This is a genomic window from Ramlibacter humi, from assembly GCF_004681975.1.
Taxonomy (GTDB): Bacteria; Pseudomonadota; Gammaproteobacteria; order Burkholderiales; family Burkholderiaceae_C; genus Ramlibacter; species Ramlibacter humi.
The window spans coordinates 15,354-39,021 of the sequence record NZ_SMLK01000005.1; the positions used below are offsets into that span (position 1 = coordinate 15,354).

General features: G+C 69.3%; 20 protein-coding genes and 1 other RNA gene. 4 read left to right on the forward strand and 17 right to left on the reverse strand.

Annotation, left to right across the window (positions count from 1 at the left end; all coding sequences use genetic code 11):
• The 13 genes from mraY to EZ216_RS14930 all read right to left on the reverse strand — a co-directional run bounded on the left by mraY (nt 1) and on the right by EZ216_RS14930 (nt 15,074).
• Nucleotides 1–1,179 carry a phospho-N-acetylmuramoyl-pentapeptide-transferase gene (mraY, locus tag EZ216_RS14865; protein ID WP_135250572.1) on the reverse strand — a complete coding sequence of 393 codons (1,179 nt, stop codon included), beginning with the start codon at nt 1,177–1,179 and terminating at the stop codon, nt 1–3.
• Nucleotides 1,169–2,542: a UDP-N-acetylmuramoyl-tripeptide--D-alanyl-D-alanine ligase gene (locus EZ216_RS14870; protein ID WP_135250837.1), complete on the reverse strand. Its 1,374-nt coding sequence runs from the start codon at nt 2,540–2,542 to the stop codon at nt 1,169–1,171. Before EZ216_RS14870 ends, mraY begins: the two co-directional genes overlap by 11 nt.
• Nucleotides 2,543–2,544: 2 nt before the next feature.
• Entirely contained in the window at nt 2,545–4,020 is a 1,476-nt protein-coding gene (locus tag EZ216_RS14875) for a UDP-N-acetylmuramoyl-L-alanyl-D-glutamate--2,6-diaminopimelate ligase (RefSeq protein WP_135250573.1), read from the reverse strand.
• Nucleotides 4,020–5,753 (reverse strand): peptidoglycan D,D-transpeptidase FtsI family protein, encoded by a 1,734-nt coding sequence (locus EZ216_RS14880; RefSeq protein ID WP_135250574.1) that lies wholly within the window; start codon nt 5,751–5,753, stop codon nt 4,020–4,022. Before EZ216_RS14880 ends, EZ216_RS14875 begins: the two co-directional genes overlap by 1 nt.
• A complete protein-coding gene (ftsL, locus tag EZ216_RS14885) occupies nt 5,750–6,037 on the reverse strand; it encodes a cell division protein FtsL (RefSeq protein ID WP_135250575.1) in 288 nt (95 codons plus the stop codon). Before ftsL ends, EZ216_RS14880 begins: the two co-directional genes overlap by 4 nt.
• Before the next feature lie 58 nt (nt 6,038–6,095).
• A complete protein-coding gene (rsmH, locus tag EZ216_RS14890) occupies nt 6,096–7,007 on the reverse strand; it encodes a 16S rRNA (cytosine(1402)-N(4))-methyltransferase RsmH (RefSeq protein ID WP_135250576.1) in 912 nt (303 codons plus the stop codon).
• A gap of 9 nt (nt 7,008–7,016) precedes the next feature.
• Nucleotides 7,017–7,445, reverse strand: coding sequence for a division/cell wall cluster transcriptional repressor MraZ (mraZ, locus tag EZ216_RS14895; protein ID WP_135250577.1), 429 nt, complete (start codon nt 7,443–7,445; stop codon nt 7,017–7,019).
• 249 nt (nt 7,446–7,694) lie between these two features.
• On the reverse strand, nt 7,695–8,996 hold the full coding sequence (gene hslU, locus EZ216_RS14900; RefSeq protein ID WP_135250578.1) for an ATP-dependent protease ATPase subunit HslU: 1,302 nt from the start codon (nt 8,994–8,996) through the stop codon (nt 7,695–7,697).
• Nucleotides 8,993–9,544 (reverse strand): ATP-dependent protease subunit HslV, encoded by a 552-nt coding sequence (gene hslV / locus EZ216_RS14905; RefSeq protein WP_135250579.1) that lies wholly within the window; start codon nt 9,542–9,544, stop codon nt 8,993–8,995. Before hslV ends, hslU begins: the two co-directional genes overlap by 4 nt.
• A gap of 50 nt (nt 9,545–9,594) precedes the next feature.
• The gene (locus tag EZ216_RS14910) at nt 9,595–11,490 is read right to left on the reverse strand and encodes an STAS domain-containing protein (RefSeq protein WP_135250580.1); all 1,896 of its coding nucleotides are present in this window, start codon (nt 11,488–11,490) and stop codon (nt 9,595–9,597) included.
• 31 nt (nt 11,491–11,521) lie between these two features.
• Entirely contained in the window at nt 11,522–12,547 is a 1,026-nt protein-coding gene (gene dksA / locus EZ216_RS14915; RefSeq protein WP_239024401.1) for an RNA polymerase-binding protein DksA, read from the reverse strand.
• A 225-nt stretch (nt 12,548–12,772) separates the two neighbouring features.
• A complete protein-coding gene (locus tag EZ216_RS14925) occupies nt 12,773–13,825 on the reverse strand; it encodes a CobW family GTP-binding protein (RefSeq protein ID WP_135250582.1) in 1,053 nt (350 codons plus the stop codon).
• 67 nt (nt 13,826–13,892) lie between these two features.
• Nucleotides 13,893–15,074 (reverse strand): class I SAM-dependent rRNA methyltransferase, encoded by a 1,182-nt coding sequence (locus EZ216_RS14930; protein WP_135250583.1) that lies wholly within the window; start codon nt 15,072–15,074, stop codon nt 13,893–13,895.
• 35 nt (nt 15,075–15,109) lie between these two features.
• Between EZ216_RS14930 and EZ216_RS14935 the strand changes: the two genes are divergently transcribed.
• Complete coding sequence (locus EZ216_RS14935) at nt 15,110–16,840, forward strand: sensor domain-containing diguanylate cyclase (protein ID WP_135250584.1); 1,731 nt, start codon at nt 15,110–15,112, stop codon at nt 16,838–16,840.
• Nucleotides 16,841–16,847: 7 nt separating this feature from the next.
• Here EZ216_RS14935 and EZ216_RS14940 read toward each other — a convergent pair whose 3' ends face one another.
• From EZ216_RS14940 to dapF, 3 genes are read right to left on the reverse strand one after another with little or no spacing between them, the layout of a single operon-like run.
• Complete coding sequence (locus tag EZ216_RS14940; protein WP_135250585.1) at nt 16,848–17,777, reverse strand: tyrosine recombinase XerC; 930 nt, start codon at nt 17,775–17,777, stop codon at nt 16,848–16,850.
• Between the two features lie 4 nt (nt 17,778–17,781).
• Complete coding sequence (locus EZ216_RS14945) at nt 17,782–18,471, reverse strand: DUF484 family protein (protein ID WP_135250586.1); 690 nt, start codon at nt 18,469–18,471, stop codon at nt 17,782–17,784.
• Nucleotides 18,468–19,343: a diaminopimelate epimerase gene (gene dapF / locus EZ216_RS14950; RefSeq protein WP_135250587.1), complete on the reverse strand. Its 876-nt coding sequence runs from the start codon at nt 19,341–19,343 to the stop codon at nt 18,468–18,470. Before dapF ends, EZ216_RS14945 begins: the two co-directional genes overlap by 4 nt.
• An 81-nt stretch (nt 19,344–19,424) precedes the next feature.
• Here dapF and EZ216_RS14955 point away from each other — a divergent pair, with 81 nt between their 5' ends.
• The gene (locus tag EZ216_RS14955) at nt 19,425–19,970 is read left to right on the forward strand and encodes a carboxymuconolactone decarboxylase family protein (RefSeq protein ID WP_135250588.1); all 546 of its coding nucleotides are present in this window, start codon (nt 19,425–19,427) and stop codon (nt 19,968–19,970) included.
• A 7-nt stretch (nt 19,971–19,977) separates the two neighbouring features.
• Nucleotides 19,978–21,609 carry an MBL fold metallo-hydrolase gene (locus EZ216_RS14960; RefSeq protein ID WP_135250589.1) on the forward strand — a complete coding sequence of 544 codons (1,632 nt, stop codon included), beginning with the start codon at nt 19,978–19,980 and terminating at the stop codon, nt 21,607–21,609.
• A 38-nt stretch (nt 21,610–21,647) separates the two neighbouring features.
• Here the strand turns inward: EZ216_RS14960 and rnpB are convergent.
• Nucleotides 21,648–21,973, reverse strand: an RNA gene (gene rnpB / locus EZ216_RS14965) — RNase P RNA component class A.
• A gap of 44 nt (nt 21,974–22,017) precedes the next feature.
• On the opposite strand from rnpB, the gene EZ216_RS14970 reads away from it, so the two are divergent.
• Nucleotides 22,018–23,661 carry an NAD(P)/FAD-dependent oxidoreductase gene (locus tag EZ216_RS14970; protein ID WP_135250590.1) on the forward strand — a complete coding sequence of 548 codons (1,644 nt, stop codon included), beginning with the start codon at nt 22,018–22,020 and terminating at the stop codon, nt 23,659–23,661.
• The last annotated feature ends 7 nt before the right edge of the window (nt 23,662–23,668 follow it).

Here is a 23,668-nt window from a genome sequence, read left to right on the forward strand (position 1 = left end):
CTACCTCAGCTTCAGCGTCGACAGGCCCACCAGGCACAAGAGCATGGTGATGATCCAGAAACGCACCACGACCTGCGTCTCACGCCAGCCGCTCTTCTCGAAATGGTGGTGCAGCGGCGCCATCTTCAGGATGCGCCGCCCTTCGCCGTACTTGCGCTTGGTGTACTTGAAGTACATCACCTGCGCCATCACCGACAGCGCCTCGGCCACGAACACGCCGCCCATGATGGCCAGCACGATCTCCTGCCGCACGATCACCGCGATGGTGCCCAGCGCGCCGCCCAGCGCCAGCGCGCCGACGTCGCCCATGAACACCTGGGCCGGGTGCGTGTTGAACCACAGGAACGCCAGGCCCGCGCCGGCCACCGCCGAGCAGAAGATCAGCAGCTCGCCCGAGCCGGGGATGTAGGGGAAGAACAGGTACTTCGAATACACCACGCTGCCGGTGACGTACGCGAAGACGCCGAGGGCCGAGCCCACCATCACCACCGGCATGATGGCCAGCCCGTCCAGGCCGTCGGTGAGGTTTACCGCGTTGCTGGAACCCACGATCACCACGTAGGTGAGGAACACGAAGCCGAACACGCCCAGCGGGTAGCTCACCTCCTTGAAGAAGGGCACCAGCAGGCCGGCCTTGGGCGGCAGGTTGACGTCGAACCCCGAGCGCACCCACTCGAAGAACAGCTCCACCACCCGCGCGTTGTTGCTTTCGGAGATGCTGAACACCAGGTACAGCGCGGCGATGAGGCCGATGACCGACTGCCAGAAGTACTTCTCGCGCGAGCGCATGCCTTCCGGGTCCTTGTTCACGACCTTGCGCCAGTCGTCGGCCCAGCCGATCATCCCGAAGCCCAGCGTGACCACCAGCACGATCCACACGAATCGGTTGGACAGGTCGAACCACAGCAGCGTACTGATGGCGATGGCCATGAGCACCAGCACGCCGCCCATGGTGGGCGTGCCGCTCTTGGCCAGGTGCGTCTCCATCGCGTAGCCGCGCACCGGCTGGCCGATCTTCAGTTCCGTCAGCCGGCGAATCACCCAGGGACCGGCGATCAGGCCGATCAGCAGCGCGGTCATGGCCGCCATCACCGCGCGGAAGGTGATGTACTGGAAGACGCGCAGGAACCCGAACGCGGGGCTCACGCTTTGCAGCCAGACGGCGAGGCTAAGCAGCATCGCGACCCTTTCCTTGTTGTTCTTGTGTGCGGATCGCCTCGACCACGCGCTCCATCTTCATGAAGCGCGACCCCTTGACGAGCACGCTGGCGCTGGCCGGCAGCGCAGCCAGCACGGCGCGGTTCAGCGGCTCGATGTCGTCGAAGTGTTCGCCGCCCATCGCGCGCGCCTGCTCCCCCAGTGTCAGCAGCCGCTCGATGCGCCTTTCGCGTGCATAGCGTCCCACCTCCTCGTGGAACTGCGGGCCCTGGTCGCCCACCTCGCCCATGTCGCCCAGCACCAGCAGGCGCGGTCCCGGCAGCTCCGCGAGCACGTCGATGGCGGCGCGCACGGAATCGGGGTTGGCGTTGTAGGTGTCGTCCACCAGCGTGAGCGTGCGCCCGTCCAGCGCGATCGCGAAGGCGCGGGAGCGGCCCTTCACCGGCTCGAAGGATTCGAGCCCGCGAGCGATCGCTTCCAGCGGCACACCCGCGGCGAGCGCGCACGCGGCCGCGGCCAGCGCGTTGCGCACGTTATGGCGGCCGGCGATATGGAGTCGGGAGTCAAGCAGTCCGGCGGGCGTGCGCGCCCGTACCGTCCACCGGCCCTCAAGCCATTCAGACCCGGCCAGAACGAGGTCGGCGCCGCTGTCCGCGTCGCCGAAAGTGAGGCAGGCGCGGCCGCCTGCGAGTTGCGTCCACAGCGCCGAATACTCGTCGCCCGCGGGGAACACCGCGGTGCCATTGCGCTCCAGCGCGCCGAACACCGAGCCGTTCTCGCGCGCCACCGCTTCCACGGTGGCCATGAATTCCTGGTGCTCGCGCTGCGCGTTGTTCACCAGCGCCACCGTGGGCAGCGCGATGCCGGTGAGGTACGCGATCTCGCCGGGATGGTTCATCCCCAGTTCGACAACGCCCACCTTGTGCTCGGCGCGCAGGCGCAGCAGCGTGAGCGGCAGGCCGATGTCGTTGTTCAGGTTGCCCTGCGTGGCGAGGTGGTGGTCCGGCTGCCAGGCGCGCAGGATGGAAGCGACCATCTGCGTGACCGTGGTCTTGCCGTTGCTGCCCGTGACGGCGATCAGCGGCAGCTTGAACTGCCGCCGCCATTCCCGCGCCAGCGTGCCGAGCGCCAGCTTGGTGTCGTCCACTTCCACGCCGGGCAGGCCACCGGGCAAGCGGCCCGGGTGCGCCAGCGCGGCGACCGCGCCTTTCGCGCGCGCTTCCGCGAGGAAATCGTTGGCGTCGAAGCGCTCGCCCCGCAGCGCCGCGAACAGGTCGCCGGGCTGCAGCGTGCGCGTGTCCGTGTGCACGCGTTCGATCGCGACGTTGCCGTCGCCGATGAGGCGGCCGCCGGTCCAGGCGGCGACTTGCGAGAGGGTGCACATGCTCATGCGGCCACCCCCAGCGCTTCCCTCGCATGCACGCGGTCGTCGAACGGGTGCTTCACGCCCGCGACTTCCTGGTAGTCCTCGTGGCCCTTGCCCGCCAGCAGGATGACGTCCTGCGGCGCGGCCGCGGTGATGGTTTCCCGGATGGCCAGCGCGCGATCCGCCTGCACTTCCACGCAATCGGCATAGGTGAGGCCCAGCAGCATCTGGCTGATGATCGCCTCGGGTTTTTCGCTGCGCGGGTTGTCGCTGGTGACGACGACGCGGTCGGCGTTCTTCTCCGCCACCGCCGCCATCAGCGGCCGCTTGGTCGCGTCGCGGTCGCCGCCGCAGCCGAACACGCACCACAGCTGGCCGCCGCGCTGCTGCGCCAGCGGGCGCAGCGCCAGCAGCGCCTTGTCCAGCGCATCGGGCGTGTGCGCGTAGTCGACGGCCACCAGCGGCTTGCCCGCCGCCTGCAGGCATTCCATGCGGCCGGGCACGGGCATGAGCCCGCTGCAAGCCGCCACCGCCTGCGCGAGCGGCACGCCCAGCGCGCGCATGGTGCCGATCACGCCCAGCAGGTTGGCCACGTTGTACTGGCCGATCAGGCCCGACGTGAGCGTGTGCCGCTCCTCGCCTTCGCACACGGTGAAGCGCAGGCCCTGCTCCGAGTAGCCGATGGCCGCCGCGTGCAGCCGCGCCGGGTGTTCGCACGAGACGGGCCAGAGATCGAGCCCGCCATCCTCCAGCTCGCTCATCAGCTCGGCGCCTTTGGCGTCGTCGATGTTGATCACCGCGGCCTTCAGGCCCGCCCAGCGGAACAGCTCCGCCTTCGCGGCCCAGTACGCTTCCATCGAGCCGTGGTAGTCGAGGTGGTCCTGGCTGAAGTTGGTAAACACGGCCACCGCGATGCGCGTGCCGTCCAGGCGCCGCTCCGCGATGCCGATGGACGAAGCCTCGATCGCGCAGGCCTTCAGGCCTTCGTCGGCGAAGCGGCGGAAATCGGACTGCAGCATCACCGGGTCGGGCGTGGTCAGGCCGGTGTGCACCACCTGCGGCGGGCGGCCGCTGCCGAGCGTGCCGACGACGGCGCATGGCCACGGATTTCCGGCGAGTCCGGACAGCGCCTGCGCCAGCCACCACGCGGTGGACGTCTTGCCGTTGGTGCCGGTGATGGCCAGCACCTGCAGCGACTCGGAGGGATGGCCGAAGTACTCGGCCGCGACCGGGCCGGTGGCCGCCTTCAGGTGCGCGTACGAGGCCACGGCTTCGTCGTCGAAGCCGAACGCCTCGGCGCCCTCGCGCTCGACGAGGCACGCCACGGCGCCTTGCGCGATGGCGGCGGGCACGTGCCTGCGGCCGTCGGTGGCCGCGCCCGGCCAGGCGATGAAACCGTCGCCCGGGCGCACGCGGCGGCTGTCGCAATGCAGCTGCCCGCGCACGCGGCCGCGCAGCCAGCGCGCCGCTTCCTGGGGCGTGCGCAGCTGCAGCATCAGAACGACTCCTCCACGGCGTCGACCACCACCTGCGGCTTCACGTTCACGTCGGGCTGCACGCCCAGCATGCGCAGCGTCTGCGACACAGTGTCGCTGAACACCGGCGCGGCGACGTCGCCGCCGAAGTACTTGCCGGCGCTGGGCTCGTCGATCATCACGGCCACCACGATGCGCGGCTGCTCGATCGGCGCGATGCCGACGAAGAAGCCGCGGTACTTCTTCTCCGCGTAGCCGCGGCCTTCCTGCTTGTGCGCGGTGCCGGTCTTGCCGCCGACGGTGTAGCCCATGGTTTGCGCCTTGGGCGCGGTGCCGCCGGGGCCCACCACCATGTGCAGCATCTGGCGCACGGCCTGCGCATGCTCGGCCTCGATCACGCGCACGCCCCGCACGGGGCCGCCAGTCTTCAGCAGCGTGACGGGCACGAGTTCGCCATCGCGCGCGAACACGGTGTAGGCGTGCGCCAGTTGGAACAGGCTGGCCGACAGGCCGTAGCCGTAGGCCATGGTGGCCTGCTCGATGGGCCGCCAGGTCTTCCAGGGACGCAGCCGGCCGCTCACCGCGCCGGGGAACGGCACCTGCGGGCGCTGCCCCAGGCCCACCTGCGAGAAGATGTCCCACATGTCGTGCGCGGGCAGCTGCATCGCGATCTTCACGGTACCGACGTTGCTGGACTTCTGGATCACCTGGCTGACGGTGAGCAGCCCCTGCGGGTGCGCGTCGCCGACGGTGGAACCCGAGATGGTGATGCGGCCGGGCGCCGTCTGGATCGGCGTTTCCGGCGTGACGATGCCCTTGTCCAGCGCCAGCGAAACGACGAGAGGCTTCATCGTCGAGCCGGGCTCGAACGTGTCGGTCAGCGCCCGGTTGCGCAGCTGGGCGCCCGTGAGGTTGTGCCGGTCGGCGGGCGAATAGCTGGGGTAGTTGGCCAGCGCCAGCACTTCGCCGCTCTGCGCGTCCAGCACCACCACGCTGCCGGCCTTGGCCTTGTTGGCCACCACCGCGTCGCGCAGCTTCTGGTAGGCGAAGAACTGGATCTTGCTGTCGATGGACAGCTGCAGGTCGCGGCCTTCCACCGGCGGCACCTGCTCGCCGACGTCCTCGACGATGCGGCCCAGGCGGTCCTTGATCACGCGGCGCGAACCCGCGCGGCCGGCCAGGTCCTTGTTGAACGCGAGTTCGATGCCTTCCTGGCCGTTGTCCTCGACGTTGGTGAAGCCCACCACATGCGCGGCGGCCTCGCCTTCGGGGTACTGGCGCTTGTATTCCTTGCGCTGGTAGATGCCCTTGATGCCCAGCGCGGCGACCTCCTTGGCCACCGGCTCGTCCACCTGGCGCTTCAGCCAGACGAAGGTCTTGTCCTCGTCCTGCAGCTTCTTGTCCAGGTCCGCGTAGGTCATGCCCAGCAGCTTGGCCAGCTGCGTGAGCTTGGCCTTGTCGCGCTCGACGTCCTCTGGGATCGCCCAGATGGAAGGCGAAGGCACGCTGGCGGCCAGCAGCAGCCCGTTGCGGTCCAGGATGCGGCCGCGGTTGGCGGGCAGTTCCAGCGTGCGCACGAAGCGCACCTCGCCCTGCTTGCGGAAAAAGTCGTTGCCGAACACCTGCACCCACGCGGCGCGGCCGGCCAGCGCGGCGAAGCCCAGCGCCAGGCCGCCGACGATGAACTTGCTGCGCCAGACCGGCGTCTTGCTCGCGAGCAGCGGGCTGGACGTGTAGAGCACGCTCTTGGTCACGGCTGCGCCTTGCGCGGCGCGGCCGCGGTGGTGACGTACTGCGTGATGGCCGGCGTGGCCTGGCGCATCTGCAGCTGGTCCTTGGCCATGCGCTCCACGCGCAGCGGCGTGGCTTGCGCGCGCTTCTCGGCTTCCAGGCGCTCGTGCTCGATCTCCAGGCGGCGCGACTCGCCCTGCGCCTTCTCGATCTCGGCGTACAGGCGGCGCGACTGGTACTGCACCTGCACCAGGTACATCGCGCTGAGGATCACGCCCAGCAGCAGGACGAGGTTGAGGCGGGTCATCGGCCCTCACCCCGACCCTCTGCCGCCAGCGGGAGAGGGAGAAGAATGCGCCCGGACCTCATGCTTCGGTCCTTTCTGCAACCCGCATGATGGCGCTTCGCGCCCGCGGATTGCTCGCGACTTCAGCGTCCGAAGGCTTGATGCGTGCGACGGCGCGCAGCTTCATCGGCTGCGGCGGCGCGAACGGCGCGCGGCGGTCCACCACCTCGCGCGAGTGGCGGGCGATGAACTGCTTGGCGATGCGGTCCTCCAGCGAATGGAAGCTGATCACCACGAGCCGGCCTCCGGGTTGAAGGATGTCCAAGCTGGCCTCTAGCGCTTCCTGCAGCTCTTCAAGCTCGGCGTTGACGAGAATCCGAAGAGCCTGAAATGTGCGCGTTGCAGGGTCCTGGCCCGGCTCGCGGGTTTTGACCGCGCGAGCCACGAGTTCGGCCAGCTCGGCGGTGGTTGCAAGAGGGCCCCGTTCCTGTCGGCGAGCCACAACCGCCTTTGCAATCTGAACAGCAAACCGTTCTTCGCCGTAGTCACGAATCACCTCCGCAATGCGCCCCTGGTCCGCCGTCGCCAGCCACTCGGCGGCGCTCTGCCCCCGCGTGGTGTCCATGCGCATGTCGAGCGGGCCGTCGTTGCGGAAGGAGAACCCGCGCTGCGGGTTGTCGATCTGCGGCGAGCTCACGCCCAGGTCCATCAGCACGCCCGCCACGCTGCGCGGGCCCAGCGAGCTCAGCGCGCGGAAGCCTTCGTGCCGGATGGAAAAACGCGGGTCCTGGATGCGCGCGGCCTCGGCCACCGCCTCCGGGTCCTTGTCGAACGCGATGAGGCGCCCCTCGCGCCCCAGCTTCGACAGCAGCAGGCGCGAGTGCCCGCCGCGCCCGAACGTGGCGTCGGCGTAGGTTGCATCCGTCCTGGTGATGAGCGCCTCGATCGCTTCGTTCAACAGGACGGTGGTGTGTTGCCATGTGGTTTCCACCGCCTGCGCTCAGAACGAGAAATCCTTGAGGGCCTCTGGCATCTCCTTGGCCATTTCCTCGGCCTCCTTGGCCTCGTAGGTGGCGCGGTCCCAGAGTTCGAAGTGGCTGCCCATGCCCAGCAGCATCGTGTCGCGGTCGATGCCGGCGGCCTTGCGCAGTTCGGGAGAGACGAGCACGCGGCCGGTTCCATCGAGTTCGACGTCCATCGCGTTGCCCAGGATGATTCTCTTCCACCACTGCGCGGTGGCAGGTAACGCCGCGATACGGACGCGAAAGTTTTCCCACTCGGGGCGCGGGAAAAGCATGAGGCAGCCGTCGGGGTGGCGCGTGATGGTGACCTGGTTGTTCGCGGTCGCGGCCAGCACGTCGCGATGCCGGGTCGGCACGGAAAGCCGACCTTTGGCATCGAGGCTGACGGACGAGGCGCCCTGGAACACGCTGCTTTCCCTGCTGGAGGTCCAAAATCAGTGCCCAGTGGGGTGCGGAGGCACCTTTCACCACTTAATTGCACTTTTTTGCACTGTAGCAGGAAAACCCCGCTGTGCAAGTACTCGCTCGCGTGAAATCTGCAATGAAATCAACGACTTAGGGCGCTTTCCGGCAGCTGTTCCGCAGCCGAAAAGCGCCCCAAATCAAGGACTTAGCTGAGCCTCTGAAAGTGCTTCCTGAAGCTCAGCACCCTGTAGTCAGAGGATGTAACGGGAGAGGTCTTCGTTCCGGCTCAGTTGCGCCAGGCGCGAATCCACGTACGCCGCGTCGATCTGGACGGTCTGTCCCTCGAGGCGCGTGGCCTCGAAGCTCACCTCGTCCAGCAGGCGTTCCATCACGGTCGAGAGACGCCGCGCACCGATGTTCTCCGTGCGCTCGTTCACCTCGTACGCGATGTGCGCCAACCGCCGGATGCCTTCCGGCGCGAACTCCAGCTTCACGCCTTCGGTCGCCAGCAGCGCCTGGTACTGCTTCACCAGCGAAGCGTGCGTGCTGGTGAGGATGGCCTCGAAGTCCTCCACCGACAGCGATTGCAGTTCCACGCGGATCGGCAGGCGCCCCTGCAGCTCGGGGATGAGGTCGCTCGGCTTGGAGAGATGGAAGGCGCCGCTCGCGATGAACAGGATGTGGTCGGTGCGCACCGGCCCATACTTGGTGGACACGGTCGTGCCTTCCACCAGCGGCAGCAGGTCGCGCTGCACGCCCTGGCGCGACACGTCCGCGCCGCCCTGCTCGCTGCGCGAGGCGACCTTGTCGATCTCGTCGATGAACACGATGCCGTTCTGCTCGGCGTTGTGGATCGCCTGCGTGCGGATCTCGTCCTCGTTCACCAGCTTGCCGGCCTCCTCGTCGACCAGCAGCTTCATCGCCTCGCCGATCTTCAGCTTGCGCGTCTTGCGGCGCTGGCTGCCGAACTGGCTGAACATGCCGCGCAGCTGCTCGGTCATCTCCTCCATGCCGGCGGGTCCCATCACTTCCAGCTGCGGCCGCGGCTCGGCCAGGTCGATCTCGATGTCCTTGTCGTCCAGCTGCCCTTCGCGCAGCTTCTTGCGGAACGACTGGCGCGCCGCGCCGTCGGCGGCGACGCCGGGCACCAGCACTTCGAGGATGCGTTCTTCCGCGGCGTCCTCGGCGCGCGTGCGCACCTTGCGCATCTCCGCCACGCGGGTCTGCTTGACCGCGATTTCCGCCAGGTCGCGGATGATGGAGTCGACGTCCTTGCCGACGTAGCCCACCTCGGTGAACTTGGTCGCTTCCACTTTCAGGAAGGGCGCGTCCGCCAGCTTCGCCAGCCGGCGCGCGATCTCGGTCTTGCCCACGCCGGTGGGGCCGATCATCAGGATGTTCTTGGGCGTGATCTCCGGCCGCAGCTTCTCGTCCACCTGCTGGCGGCGCCAGCGGTTGCGCAGCGCGATGGCGACCGCGCGCTTGGCATCGTTCTGCCCGACGATGTGGCGATCGAGTTCGGAGACGATCTCCTGGGGCGTCATGGAACTCATTCGAGCACCTCGATCGTGTGGTGCATGTTGGTGTAGATGCACAGCTCGCCCGCGATCTCCAGCGACTTCTTCACCACGTCGCGCGCGCCCAGCTGCGTGTTTTCGAGCAATGCGCGGGCCGCGGCCTGCGCGTACGAGCCGCCGGAGCCGATGGCGATGATGCCGTGCTCGGGCTCCAGCACGTCGCCGTTGCCGGTGATGATGAGCGAGCTCTCGCGATCGGCCACAGACAGCATGGCTTCCAGGCGCCGCAGCACGCGGTCGGTGCGCCAGTCCTTGGTGAGTTCGATGGCCGATCGCACCAGGTGGCCCTGGTGCTTCTCCAGCTTGGCCTCGAAGCGCTCGAAGAGCGTGAAGGCGTCGGCGGTGGCGCCGGCGAAGCCCGCCAGCACCTTGTCGTGGTAGAGCTTGCGTACCTTGCGCGCCGATCCCTTGACGACGACGTTGCCCAGGGTCACCTGGCCGTCGCCCCCCATGGCCACCTGCCAGCGGCCGTCCGGCAGTTGCCGGCGCGCGCTGACGATGGTCGTTCCGTGAAACTGTTCCATCGGCGGCAGTTTGGGCCTGAGGGGCCCGATTGCAAGCCGCGCGGGGTAACTTAGTCGCGGCGGACGACGACCCGCGAGTGCTCGCTGATGCCGATGACGTTGAAGAACGCGGCCACCAGCCGGTGCACGTCCTGGAACTGCACCTGGCGGCCTTCACCCTGGCGTGCGCTCACCCAGTTGAGCAGCGTGCCCGCGGCGGTGAAGTCGATGCGGATCAGCCGCGCGCAGGAGATGACCATGACGTCGGCGCCGGCCACCTTGCCGTCGAGCATGTCCAGCGCCTCCTTGGCGTCGCCCAGGATCTGGCCGGCCAGTTCGACGCTGATCACGTTGGTCATCTGCGAACTCAGGCCCGCGGTCATGCTGTCGCCATAGCCGGTGAGGTTGGACGTCATCGAGTCGCGGAACGCCTCGCCGATGATGGTGTGGCCCGCCACGGCGGTGCCGTCGGCCTGCAGCGGCTTGTACTCGCAGCGCGCGCTGTCCCACGAGGGCGGCGACACCTCGTAGGTGACGCAGTAGTCCAGCGCCACCAGCTCGAACTCGTCGGGCCGGTGCATCACGCGCAGCACTTCCATGCGCAGCTTCCACCACGCGGGGTTGACGGCCTTGTCGCCCGAAGGCGTGGCCGTGCGCAGCACGCGCTCCAGGTTGTCGGCGCCGATGAAGCGCAGTTGCACCGGCTGCGCCGACCACTGCGCGAACAGGCGCGCCAGGCTGTCCAGCGCGCCTTCCTCGATCGTGGTGAGCTTGGCCCACGACAGGCGCCAGGGCTGCGCCGCGCGTGCGAGCGCGGCGTTGAGCGTGGCGACGGTCTGCGTGCCCAGCGCGGCGGGACAGGTCCAGTCGGCAACGTTGGTGCCGGTGGGCGCCGCAGAGGCGGCAGGCGCGGCGCCCATCTTGCCGACCACTTCGGGCAGCGAGATCCATTGCGGCGCGGAACGGCCGAAGCGGCCGGCGAAGTCGATGGCCGCGCCTTCGAACCTTTCCTGCCGCCCGGTGGCGCGGTACAGGTCGAACAGCGTGAACCAGGTCTCGTCGTGGTCGATGCGCGCGCCGCCGGGGCCCAGCACTTCCATCAGGCCGGCCTCGGCGCCGTCGTCGTCGCCGTTGGCGAAGCGGATGGCGGCTTCTTCCAGTTCGGGGTCGTGCGCGAACTCGTCGACTTCCATCGCCACCAGCTTGGAAGGCGAGAAGCCGCTGGGCGTGTCCGTGCGGTCGGCCGCGCCGCCCGAAGACAGCATGTTCATCGCCCCGCGCAGCATGGCCGCGGCGGGTGCGGGGGTGGGCGCGGGCGTGGCCGCCGGAGCCGGCTTGGCCGCCACGGGCGCGGCCACGACGGCGGGTGCCACTGGCGCCGGGGCCGGCGCGGGCGGCATGTTCACGGGGTCGGTGAAGTCCAGCAGCGGCGCTTCCATCGTGACGTCGTCCGCCGGCGCGAGCGGCTGCGGATTCGCCTTGGCGTCGGAACGCGTGCCCGCGATCGGCAGGCCGTCCGGACCGCCGATGGTGCCCGGCACCGAACGCGGCGTGGAATCCGGCGGCATGCCGGAAGCGGTGAACGCGCCTGAGCTGGTGCGCGGCACGTCGCCATGCTTGGTCTTCCACCACTGCATGGACATCTGCGCCTCGATCTCGTCGATCTTCTTGAGCGTGCTAGCGCGGTCGTCCGGCTTGGACGGCATGGAGCTCTGGAAGAACGAAGGCCGGGCCGCGGGATCCTGGCCGGCCATCACCTCGCTGCGGCGCATCTTGCGCAGCATGTCGAACTCGCGCTTGCGGACGAAGTCGTTGCGCCGCTTGCGCTCGATCATTTCCTTGAGCATCTGCTTGGAGTACGAGCTCTCGTCGCCCGACTCCTCGCCGCCCTCGGCCCAGCCGCCGCCCGGGTTGCGGACGAACTTCACCACCTTGGAGAGCAGGCCGCTGCTTTCGTCCTTCGGCATCGGTGGTCTCGCGGTACTGCCGGCCCGGCGCTCAGTCGCCGAACATCTTCTGCTTCAGCTCGCGGCGCTGCTGCGCCTCGAGCGAAAGCGTCGCGGTGGGGCGCGCGAGCAGCCGGCCCACGCCGATCGGCTCGCCGGTTTCGTCGCAGTAACCGTAGTCACCCGCGTCGATGCGGGCGATGGACTGCTCGATCTTCTTGAGCAGCTTGCGCTCGCGGTCGCGCGTGCGCAGTTCCAGCGCGTGCTCTTCCTCGATGGTGGCGCGGTCAGCCGGGTCGGGCACGATGACCGTGTCCTCGCGCAGGTGCTCGGTGGTCTCGCCGGCGTTGTTGAGGATGTCCTGTTTCAGCTGAACGAGCTTGCGGCGGAAGAACGCCATCTGCTTCTCGTTCATGTACTCCGAATCGGGCATCGCCAGGACTTCCGCGTCGGACAGTTCGTCCGCCGATTTGGATTTCCAGTTGTTGGCGAGCTTCGGGTCCTTCTTGACGTTGACGAGGGGCGGGGGAGTGAGCACGGATGGAGCGGGGGTCTGGATGTAGCTGGCTTTGGCCGCCGTCGACGCGACCGACTGCGCCATGGAAGGCACGGTGATCTGCGCGAGGCGGGCGGACGGCTTCGCCGCGCGCGGCGGCGTGCCCGGCGCGCTGGGCGCGGGCGGCATCGCCGGCGCGGGCGCCGGGGCTACGGGGGTTGGTCGGGCGCCTGCCTTCGCGGCCGGCGCGGGCGCGGCCTTGGCGGGCGGGGTGGGGGCCTTTTTCGCGGGCGCCGGGGCCGGGGCCGCCGCCTTTTTGGGCGGAGCGGCCTTGGCGGGCGCGGCCTTCTTCGCCGGCGCTTTGGCCGGCGCCTTGGCCTTCACGGCGGGCTTGGTCGTCTTGGCGGAGGCCGCCTTCTTCGCAGGCGCCTTGGCCGGGGCCTTCTTCGCCGCCGCCTTTACCGCGGGCTTCGCGGCCGGTTTGGCGGGCGTCTTGGCCTTGGCGGCCTTGGCCGCGGGTTTGGCCTTGGCCTTGGCCGCCGTCTTCACGGGTTTAGCCGGCGCCTTGCGTTGGGGCTTCACTTCCTGTCTCCTCGCAGCGCCGGCTCGGGGATGCGCAGTGCTCCCGGCAAGCGTCGTTTCTGTGGGGTGGCCTTCATCGGAGCGAGTTATACCCTGATTGCCGGGCAACCCAACGGCGGAATGAGTCCTTACGGCTTCATCGTGGGCACGGTCCTTACCCGTGCGCCAGCTCCTGTCGAGGGGAAACCCGGTCATTTGCAAAAGCGAGACAGTCTTGCGGCGTCTTCACGCCAGGCACTGCTCCAGCCCCTGCAGGAAGATGTCCCGCGGCAGGTCGATGCCGATGAACACCATCCGGCTTTCGCGCTGCTCGCCTTCGGCCCACGCGGGACCGAGGTCGCTGCCCATGAGCTGGTGCACGCCCTGGAAGATCACCTTCCGGTCGGTGCCTTTCATGCTGAGCACGCCCTTGTAGCGCAGCATGCGCGGACCGTAGATGTTCACCACGGCGCCCAGGAAGTCTTCCAGCTTGGCGGGATCGAACGCCCGCTGGGCCTTGAACACGAAGCTCTTGACGTCGTCGTCCACGTGGTGGTGGTGCCCGTGGCCCTCGTGCACGTGCGACGGGTGGTCGCAGTGCTCGCCATGCTCGTGGTCATGGTCGTGGTGCGAGTGGTCGTCTTCCTTCAGGAAGTCGGGGTCGATGTCCAACTTGGCGTTCAGGTTGAAGCCGCGCAGGTCGAACACCTCGCTGATCGCCACGTCGCCGAAGTGCACCGCCTTCTGCGGGGCGCGCGGGTTCATGTGCTTCAGCCTGTGCACCAGCGCGTCGGCCTCGTCCTTGGCCACCAGGTCGGTCTTGCTGATGAAGATCTGGTCGGCGAAGCCCACCTGGCGGCGCGCCTCCTGACGGTCGTTCAGCTGCTGCGCCGCATGCTTGGCGTCCACCAGCGTCAGGATGGAGTCCAGCAGGTAGGTCTCGGCGATCTCGTCGTCCATGAAGAACGTCTGCGCCACCGGGCCGGGGTCGGCCAGGCCGGTGGTCTCGATCACCACCCGGTCGAAGTCCAGCAGCCCCTTGCGCTTCTTGGCGGCCAGCAGTTGCAGCGTCTCGCGCAGGTCCTCGCGGATGGTGCAGCAGATGCAGCCGTTGCTCATCTGCACGATCTGCTCCTTGGACTCGGTCACGAGGATGTCGCTGTCGATGTTCTCCTCGCCGAACTCGTTCTCGATCACGGCGATCTTCTGGCCGTGGGATTCGCTGAGCACGCGCTTGAGCAGGGTCGTCTTCCCCGAGCCGAGGAAGCCGGTGAGGATGGTCGCTGGGATGAGGCTCATGGCGGTGGTCCGTTCAAGGGAGGCGGGAGTGTAGCGGCGATCGGGTCCCCGTGCCGGAACCGCTGGCTCATCTGCGGACGATGGCCAGGCCCTTCAAGTACTCCCCTTCGGGGAACACCAGCGTCATGGGGTGGTCGGGCGCCCCGGCCAGCCGGGCCGTGACGAAGCCATCCACGCCCGCGTCCGCCCCGGCCGAGGCCACGATCTTGTGGAACAGGTCGGCCGGGATGCCGCCCGAACAGGAAAAGGTGAACAGCACGCCGCCCGGCTCCAGCAGCTTCAGCGCCAGCCGGTTGATGTCCTTGTAGGCGCGCGCGGCGCGCTCCGCGTGCGCGGCCGTGGGCGCCAGCTTGGGCGGGTCCAGCACGATGGCGTCGAAGGTGCGGCCCTCCTCGCCGAAGCGGCGCAGGCTGGCGTTGACGTCGGCGTCCAGGTACTCGGCGCGCGAGGCGTCCAGGCCGTTCAGCGCGACGTTGGCGCGGGCCCGCTCCAGCGCCGGCCCGGACGAGTCGATCGACAGCACGTGCTGCGCGCCCCCCGCCAGCGCGGCCACGGTGAAGCCGCCCGTGTAGCAGTAGCAGTTGAGCACCCGCTGGAACGACAGCCGCTTCGCGTGCTCGGCGAACAGCCCACGGTTGTCGCGCTGATCGAGGTAGTAGCCGGTCTTGTGGCCGGTGGCGATGTCCAGCGACAGGCGCCAGCCGTGCTCGCGGATCACCAGCTCGGTCGGTCCTTCGCCGCGCAGCCACCCGGTCTCCGGTTCCAGGCCCTCGAGCGTGCGCGAACTGGTGTCCGAGCGCTCGTACAGGCGCGAGAGGCCCGTGGCGCGCAGCAGCGCATCGGCCAGCACCGCCTTCCAGCGCTGCACGCCGGCGGAGGAGAACTGCGCCACCAGTGTGTCGCCGTAGCGGTCCACCACCAGGCCCGGCAGGCCGTCCGACTCGCCATGCACCAGCCGAACGCCGTCGCTGTCGATGGCGAAGCGGCCGCGGGCCTCGACGGCGGCGCGCACGCGCGACTCGAAGAACGCCGGCTCGATGCGCTCGGCCTGCTCGAAGCTCCAGCAGCGCGCCCGGATGCGCGAAGCGGGGCTGAACGCCGCCCAGGCCAGGAACTCGCCCTCGTGCGACTCGATGCGCACCGTTTCGCCGGGATCGGCGCCGCCGCGGGCGATGGCGGATTCGAACACCCAGGGATGGCGGCGCTGCAGCGAACGCTCCTTGCCCGAGCGCAATCGGATGGTTTTCATCGCCGCATTGTCCAACCCGCCACAATCGCGACCCAATGGATGAGCCACGGATCGCGAACAACTGGCTGGCCGGATGGCGCCGCGCGCTCGCCATCTGGGCAGTGGCCGTGCTCTTGCCGCTGGCCGCGGCGGCCGAGCCGGAACGGCTGCTCACCCTGGATTCCAACCAGGGCGAGCTCGCGCTGGGCACCGCGGGCGATTCGTGGATGGACACGGGCGGCGAAGCCGGCATCAAACAGGTGGCCGCCGGTTCGGCCGCGCGCTGGTCGCCCACCGTACCGGGCACGGTCTACCCGATGGGGGACGGGCGATCGCTGTGGCTGCGCTTCACGCTGACCGAGCGCGACGACGACGAGCGCTGGTTCCTGGAGATCCCCTACCCGGCCGTGGACCGGGTCACCCTCTGGTCGGCCGGCCCGCTGGGCCAGTGGACGCCGCTCTCGGCCGGCGACACGCTGCCGGTGGCCGACTGGCCCCTGCCCCATCGCCATCCGCTGCTGCCGCTGGCGCTGGAGCCGGGCTCGCCGCGCACCTTCTACGTGCAGGTGGAGAACCCGCACGTGTTCAGCGCGCCGCTGCTGTTCACCAGCGAGCGGCAGTTGCTGCGCCAGGAGCAGCGGGTCGCCCTCATCCTGGGCATCTACTTCGGGCTGGCCGGCCTGTCCGTGGTGCTGGCCGCCGCCGCGGCCGCGGTGCTGCGCGACGAGGCTTTCGCCTGGTACGCCCTGTCCGCGACGCTGATGGGCGTGTTCCAGGCATCGCTGACCGGGGTGGCCGGACTGCACCTGTGGCCGCACCTGGCACGCTGGAACGACCTGGCGGCGCTGTTCACCCCGGTGGTGGCCGTGGCCAGCCTGCTGTGGTTCTTCGCCAGCGTCATCTCGCTGCGGCAGCGCTCGGAGGTGCTGTTCCGCGTGATGGCCGCGGTTTCGCTGGGCGCGTTGTTGGCGGCCGCGGTCATGCCGTTCGTCGAACCCGGCTGGCGGCTGCGGCTGACGGTGCTGGCGATCGTGGTGGCGGTCCCGGTGGGACTGTCGTTCACCGGCTGGGCGGCGTGGCGCGGCGACCGCCAGGCCGGCTGGCTGCTGGTGGGGCTGGCGCCGGTGTTCGCCGCCGCGATGCTGACGCTGGCGCGCGCGGTGGGCTTCGTCCCGGTGGGGTTCTGGACGCTGCACGGCATGCAGATCGGCATCGCCTTCGAGCTGCCGATGCTGCTGGCGGTGCTGGCGCGGCGCAGCCACGACCGGCGCGAGAACCGCCGCCGCATCCACGGGCTGGCGCGCACCGATCCGGCCACGGGCCTGGTCAATCGCCAGGTGTTCATCTCGCGGCTGGAGCACCTGATCGCGCGCAGCCAGCGGCTGCGTCACCAGAGCGTGGTGCTGCTGGTGGACATCGCCAACGTCGAGCAGATCCGCCGCGCGTTCGACCAGCGCTCGGCGGAGGAGATGCCGCTGCGCGTGGCCGAGCGGCTGCTGTCCGTCACGCGCGACATCGACACGGCGGGCCGCCTGTCCGACCATCGCTTCGGCCTGCTGCTGGAAGGCCCGCTCAGCCCCGAAGACGCCACCGCCATGGGCCCGAAGGTGGTGGCGCGCTGCCTGATGCCTTTCAAGGGCAAGCCGCAGGAGTGGGTGGCGCAGGTGCGCGTGGCGCAAACCCAGGTGCCCAACGACAGCGATGCCGAGACCGTGGTGGAGAGGCTGGAGACGGTGCTGGCCACGGTGCCCCCTGACAGCAAGCGGGCCGTCTTCACCATCCGCTGAAAAGCGCTCAGCCGCGCTTGCGGTGCGCGCGCGGGTGGGCCGCGTCGTAGGCCTTGGCCAGGTGCTGGAAGTCCAGCCGCGTGTAGACCTGCGTGGTGGCGATGTTGGCGTGGCCCAGCAGTTCCTGCACCGCGCGCAGGTCGCCGCTGGACTGCAGCACGTGGCTGGCGAACGAGTGGCGAAGCATGTGCGGGTGCACCGGCGTGGCCAGCCCGGCGCGCAGGCTGCGCTGCTTCAGGCGCAGCCACACGGCCTGCGCCGACAAGCGCCGGCCCCGCTGGCCGATGAAGAGCGCCGGGTCCTCGCCCGCCAGCTGCGCGCGCACGTCCAGCCAGCGCCGCAGCGCTTCCTGCGCCTTCTGGCCGATGGGCACGCTGCGCCGCTTGCTGCCCTTGCCCAGCACGTGCGCTTCGCCGGCATCGCCGTCGATCCAGCCGCGCGCGGAGGAACTGGCGATGGCGTCCAGGCCCACCAGTTCGCCGACGCGCAGCCCGCAGCCGTAAAGCAGTTCGACGATGGCGGCGTCGCGCGCTTCCAGCGCCGGGTCGGCATCGGCTTCCTGGTGGTCGGCCAACTGCATCGCGTCGTCCACGCCCAGCGCCTTGGGCAAGGGCCGCGGCGACCTGGGCGCGCGCACGTCCTGCACCGGATTGGCCGTGACCAGGCCTTCGCGGCCCAGCCAGGCGTAGAAGCCGCGCCAGCCCGACAGGATCAGCGCGATGCCCCGCCCGCTGCGGCCGGCGCCGTGCATCTGCGCCACCCAGCGCCGCACGTGCGCGTTCTGCACCCGCACGAGCGGCAGGCCGGCGGACTGCGCGTTGCCGCGCAGCTTTTCCAGGTCCAGGGAATAGAGTTCGACGGTGCGCTGCGCCAGCCGCTTGCCGACGCGCACGTGCTCCAGGTATTTCTCGATGAGCGCCGCGTCGTCGCCGGCCATCGCACTACTCGTCGCGCAGGCGGGAGAGCGACGCCGAAGCCAGTTCCGCGATGCGCTCGAGGAAGTCGGTGCCCATGCCGGCGGAAAAGCGCTGCGGGTCGGGCGACGCCAGCACGAGCATGCCGAAAGCCCTGGAAGCGGTGGCGATGGCGCCCACGCGCAGCGGCAGCAGCGCCACCGACATCGCCATGGCCGTGTCTTCCAGCCAGCTGACGGCCTCGAAGCCGGAGTTCACGCCGCAGTAAGGCTGCGTGAGCGAAGAGGCAAAGCTCTTGGCGTCGTCGCTCACGCCGGTGGCGAAGTCGGCATCGGCGAACCGAGGCGCCACGCCCCACACCTTGATCGCCGCCTGCGGCACCATGAACTGCGTCATGATCTCCGAGACGACGGTGGCGGGCAGCGCGTTCTTCGACCGCACCAGCATGATGTTGCGCGCCCAGCGGTGCAGGCGGTCGGCGATGATCACGTTCTCGTTGCCGTGCCGCACCATTTCCATGATGCGGTGCTCCAGCGCCTTGATCTTCTCGCGCAACATCTCGGCCTGCCGCTCTTGCAGGCTGACGGCGCGGTTGCCGTGCGGGCTGGTGAGCTGCACGGTGGCCAGCAGCTGCGCATGGCGCTCGAAGAAATCGGGCGAATTCACCAGGTAGTTGGCGATGTCGTCTTCGGTGATCGGGGGCACGTTCTGGGTCATGGTTGTTCCGGGATCTCGATTTCGCCTTCGAAGACGGTGACGGCGGGGCCGGTCATGAAGACTGGCGCATCGCCTCCGGCCCATTCAATGGTCAGCAGGCCGCCGCGCGTCTGCACATCCACGCGCGAGTCCAGCCGGCCCAGCCGGATGCCGGCCACGACGGCGGCGCAGGCACCGGTGCCGCAGGCCAGCGTTTCGCCGGCGCCGCGTTCCCACACGCGCAGGCGCACGTGCGAGCGGCCGACCATCTGCAGGAAACCGGCGTTCACGCGCTTGGGGAAGCGCGAATGGGTTTCGATGAGGGGGCCCTGCGTCAGCACCGGCGCGGTGTCGACGTCCTCGACTTCCTGCACCGCGTGCGGATTGCCCATGGACAGCACGGCCACCGGCACGATGGGCGAACCGGCGCTGGTGGCCAGCGCCAGGTGCCACTTCTGCCAGCCGCCGTCCGCATGCGGCGACAGGCCGGCGGCATCGAACGGCACGCTGGGCAGGTCGAACACGGGCGGGCCCATGTCCACCGTCACGCGGCCATCGGCGTTCAGGCACGGCTCGATCACGCCGGACAGCGTCTTCACGCGCACCGTGTCGCGCGAAGTGAGGCCGCTGTCGCGCACATAACGGGCGAAGCAGCGCGCGCCATTGCCGCACTGCTCCACCTCGCCGCCGTCGGCGTTGTGGATGACGTATTCGAAATCGACGCCCGCTGCGGGCGAGGGGCGCACCGACAGCACCTGGTCGGCGCCGACGCCGAAATGGCGGTCGGCCAGCCAGCGGTACTGCGCCGGCGACAGGTCCAGGCGCTGCCGGGTTTCGTCGAGCACGACGAAGTCGTTGCCCGCGCCCTGCATCTTGGTGAACCGGATCCGCATGGGTCGGGATTATCGGTCCATGGCAGCGTTTGTCACCCGCCGGCTTATGCTCACCCGCTGCACGCAAAGGAGTTTGCCGACATGCGCATCCCCGACTGGACCCCCGAAGCCAAGCCGCAGCCCCATGACCTGGTGCAGGCCATCCTGGACCGCCGCGGCGGCCAGCTGCTGAACCTGGACCGCGCGCTGCTCTGGAGCGAGCCGCTGGCGCGCGGCTGGAACGTCTACCTGAAGGCGGTGCGCACCGGCCTGCCCACCAGCCGCAAGCTGCGCGAGCTGGGCATCTGCACGGTCGCCCTGCTGACCGGCGCGGTATACGAATACCACCACCACGCGCCGGACTTCATCGCGGCGGGGGGCACGCAGGCCGAGCTGGACACGCTGCAGGCTTTCTGCCGCATGCCCGCGCAACCGCCTTCCGGACTTGGCGAGCAGGAGTCGCTCGTCGCGCAATACGCCGCGCAGATGACGCGCGACGTGAAGGTGGACGACGCCCTCTTCGCGCGGATGAAGGAGCGCTTCGGCACGACGGAACTGGTGGAGATCACGGCGGCGATCGCCACGTACAACATGGTCGCGCGCTTCCTCGTGGCCCTGGGCGTCACGCCGGAAGACCGGGCCGGATAATCCCAAGATGGTCAGAGCCACGCAATTGCTGCGCGAGCAGCGCGAACCTGTTCCCACGCGTCCGGCCGCCACCGTGCTGCTGCTGCGCGACACGCCGCAGGGCCCCGAAATCCTGATGACGCGGCGCTCGGAGAAAGCCAGCTTCGCGCCGGGAGCGTACGTGTTCCCGGGCGGCGGCATCGACGCGGCCGACTCGGCATCGCACGGCATCGCGGACCGGCGCCCCACGCAGACCGACCTGCACCTGACGCAAGCCATCGCGGCCATCCGCGAAAGCTTCGAGGAACTCGGCGTGCTGCTGGCGCGGCATGCGGACGGCCGCCATGCCGACGACGCCGACATCGCCGCGCTGGACCGCCATGCGCCGTTCGCCGGGCAGTGCCGCGCGCGCGGCCTGCGGCTGGCGGCCGACCAGGTGTTCGTGCTCGCGCACTGGATCACCGACCGCGACCTTCCGCGCCGCTTCGACGTGCCCTTTCTTGTGGCGCGCATGCCCGAGGGCCAGCAACCGGTGGCCGACGAGGCCGAGCAGTTCGAGCCGCTGTGGGTGCGCCCCGCCGACGCGCTGGAGCGTCACCACGCGGGCAAGTTCTTCATGATCTTCCCGACCATCCGCACGCTGGAGCGGCTGCAGAAGTTCGGCAGCGTCGACGAAGTGCTGCAAGCCTGCGCCACCGAGCAGCCGCTGTGGACCAGCTGCCCGCGCGCGGGCTGGCTGGCGGGCGAAGAAGCGCGCTACATGGAACACGACATGCCGTTCGGTGAGCTGGCGCTGGTGTGCCCCGATGGCCAGATCGCGCATCACCTGGACTGGCAGCACGAAAAGACGGTGCCGCTGCTGAAGAATGTGATGCGGCTCACCTCGGGCAATCCGGGCGTGATGACCGGGCCGGGCACCAACACCTACATCGTGGGCGACGCGGGCACCGGTTATCTCGTCATCGATCCGGGTCCGGACGATGCGCAGCACCTGCGGCGCATCCACGAAGCCACGGCTGGCGACATCCGGCTGATCGTCTGCACGCATTCGCATCCGGACCATTCGCCGGGCGCGCGCCCGCTGCAGGCGATGGCGAACGCGAAGCCACCGATCCTGGGACTGCCCTCGCAGCCGACGGCGCGGCCCGGCAGTACCTTCACGCCCGACCGCGCTCTGGCGGACGGCGAAGTGCTGCTGTTGTCCGGCGGCGGCATCGAGCACCACCTGAGGGTGGTGCACACGCCCGGCCACGCCGCCAATCACCTTTGCCTGGTGCTGGAAGAAGACAGCCTGCTGTTCTCCGGCGACCACGTGCTCAACGGCAGCACCACCATCGTCGATCCGCCCGACGGCGACATGACCGCGTACCTCGAATCGCTGGACAAGCTGCTGGCCGCGTGCGCGCACCACGGCATCGAGTTCATCCTGCCCGCGCACGGCCACGTGCTGGGCTTCGCGCCGCTGGCGATCACGAAGCTGAAGGAACATCGCCTGCAGCGCGAAGCCAAGGTGATCGCGGCGATGCGCGCCAAGCCCGGCGCAAAGCCCGATGAATGGGTGCCGCTGGCCTACGACGACGTGCCGCAGCGCCTTTGGCCCGCGGCGCAGCGTTCGCTGATCGCGCACGTGCAACGCATCGAAGCTCTGGGGCTGGCATGAAAAAAGCCCGGGAGCCGAGCTCCCGGGCTTTCAGATTAGTGTGAAGCTCGCCGATAGGCCGGATTTTGTGCGGAAGGATTTCTCCTTCCGTGACCGCCATTCCTCTGGGCCGGGGGTCGCCCCACCGGCTCGGTGCTACCTACCCGCCGGCTCCGCGGGACCACATCAGTGCCGGCCTATTTGGTATTGCTGCGCGTAGAGATTGCCCGTTTCACCCGCGGTGCAAGCACCGCGACTCGTCTCTGTTGCTCTGATCCTCGCCTCGCGGCGGACAGGTGTTGCCTGCTACGCTGCCCTGTGCAGTCCGGACCTTCCTCCAGTGCCGTCTTTCGACGATCGCACCAGCGGCGGTCTGGCGTGCTTCACCCGCGTATTATCGCGGCCCCACCCGCTTGATCGACACAAGCCGTGATCCGACTCTCCGAACTCAAGCTCCCGCTCGCGCAGGCGGAGCAGCCCGAAGCCTCTTTGCGCGAAGCCGCGGCACGCGTGCTGGGCATCGAACCGGCCGCCATCGCGCGGCTGGACGTCTTCAAGCGCAGCTTCGACGCGCGCAAGGCCGAACTGCTGGCCGTCCACATCATCGACCTGGAACTGGCCGACCCTTCGGCTGAAGCGGCGCTGCTGGCGAGGCACGCGAAGGCGCCGCATGTCGCCGCAACACCCGACATGGCGTGGCGTGCGCCGGTCGCCGCAGGGGCTGCGCCCGAGCCGCGCCCCGTGGTCATCGGCTTCGGCCCCTGCGGCATCTTCGCGGCCCTGGTGCTGGCGCAGATGGGACTGAAGCCCATCGTGCTGGAGCGCGGCAAGACGGTCCGGGAACGCACCAAGGACACCTGGGGCCTGTGGCGCAAGCGCGTGCTGCAGCCCGAAAGCAACGTGCAGTTCGGCGAAGGCGGCGCGGGCACGTTCTCCGACGGCAAGCTCTACAGCCAGATCAAGGACCCGCGCCACCTGGGCCGCAAGGTGATGCGCGAGTTCGTGAAAGCCGGCGCGCCGGAAGAAATCCTCTACGTCGCGCACCCGCACATCGGCACCTTCAAGCTGGTGAAGGTGGTGGAGAACCTGCGCGAGCAGATCGTCGCGCTGGGCGGCGAGATCCGCTTCCAGCGCCGCGTGACCGACTTCGTCATCGAAGACGGCGCCGTGCGCGGCCTGAAGCTGCTGCACCAGGACACCGGCGAAACCAGCGAGCTGCGCGCCGACCACGTGGTGCTGGCGCTGGGCCACAGCTCGCGCGACACCTTCGAGGCGCTGCACGGGCGAGGCGTGTTCCTGGAAGCGAAGCCTTTCTCCATCGGCTTCCGCATCGAACACCCGCAGGGGATGATCGACCGGGCGCGCTGGGGCAGGCACGCCGGCCACCCGCTGCTGGGCGCGGCCGACTACAAGCTGGTGCACCACGCGAACAACGGGCGGGCCGTGTACAGCTTCTGCATGTGCCCCGGCGGCACGGTGGTGGCGGCGACGTCCGAACCGGGCCGCGTGGTGACCAACGGCATGAGCCAGTACTCGCGCAACGAGCGCAACGCCAACGCCGGCATGGTCGTCGCCATCGAGCCGAAAACCGACTTCCCCGGCGACGCGCTGGCCGGCGTGCGCCTACAGCGCGAGCTGGAATCGCGCGCGTTCGTGCTCGGCGGCGAAACGTACGACGCGCCCGGACAGCTGGTGGGCGACTTCGTCGCGGGCAGGCCTTCCACGCAACTCGGCGACGTCATCCCTTCCTACAAGCCCGGCGTGAAACTGGGCGACCTGCACCCTTCCCTGCCGGCCTATGCGATCGAGGCGATGCGCGAGGCGCTGCCGGCGTTCGGCCGCAAGATCGCCGGCTTCGACCGCCACGACGCGGTGCTCACCGGCGTGGAGACGCGCACCTCGTCGCCGCTGCGCATCACGCGCGGTGAAGATTTCCAGAGCCTGAACGTGCGCGGCCTGTACCCTGCCGGGGAGGGCGCCGGTTACGCCGGCGGCATCCTCTCGGCCGGCGTGGACGGCATCAAGGTCGGCGAAGCCGTGGCGCATAGCCTGGCCGCCGCGGGCCGTGTTTGAACCAACG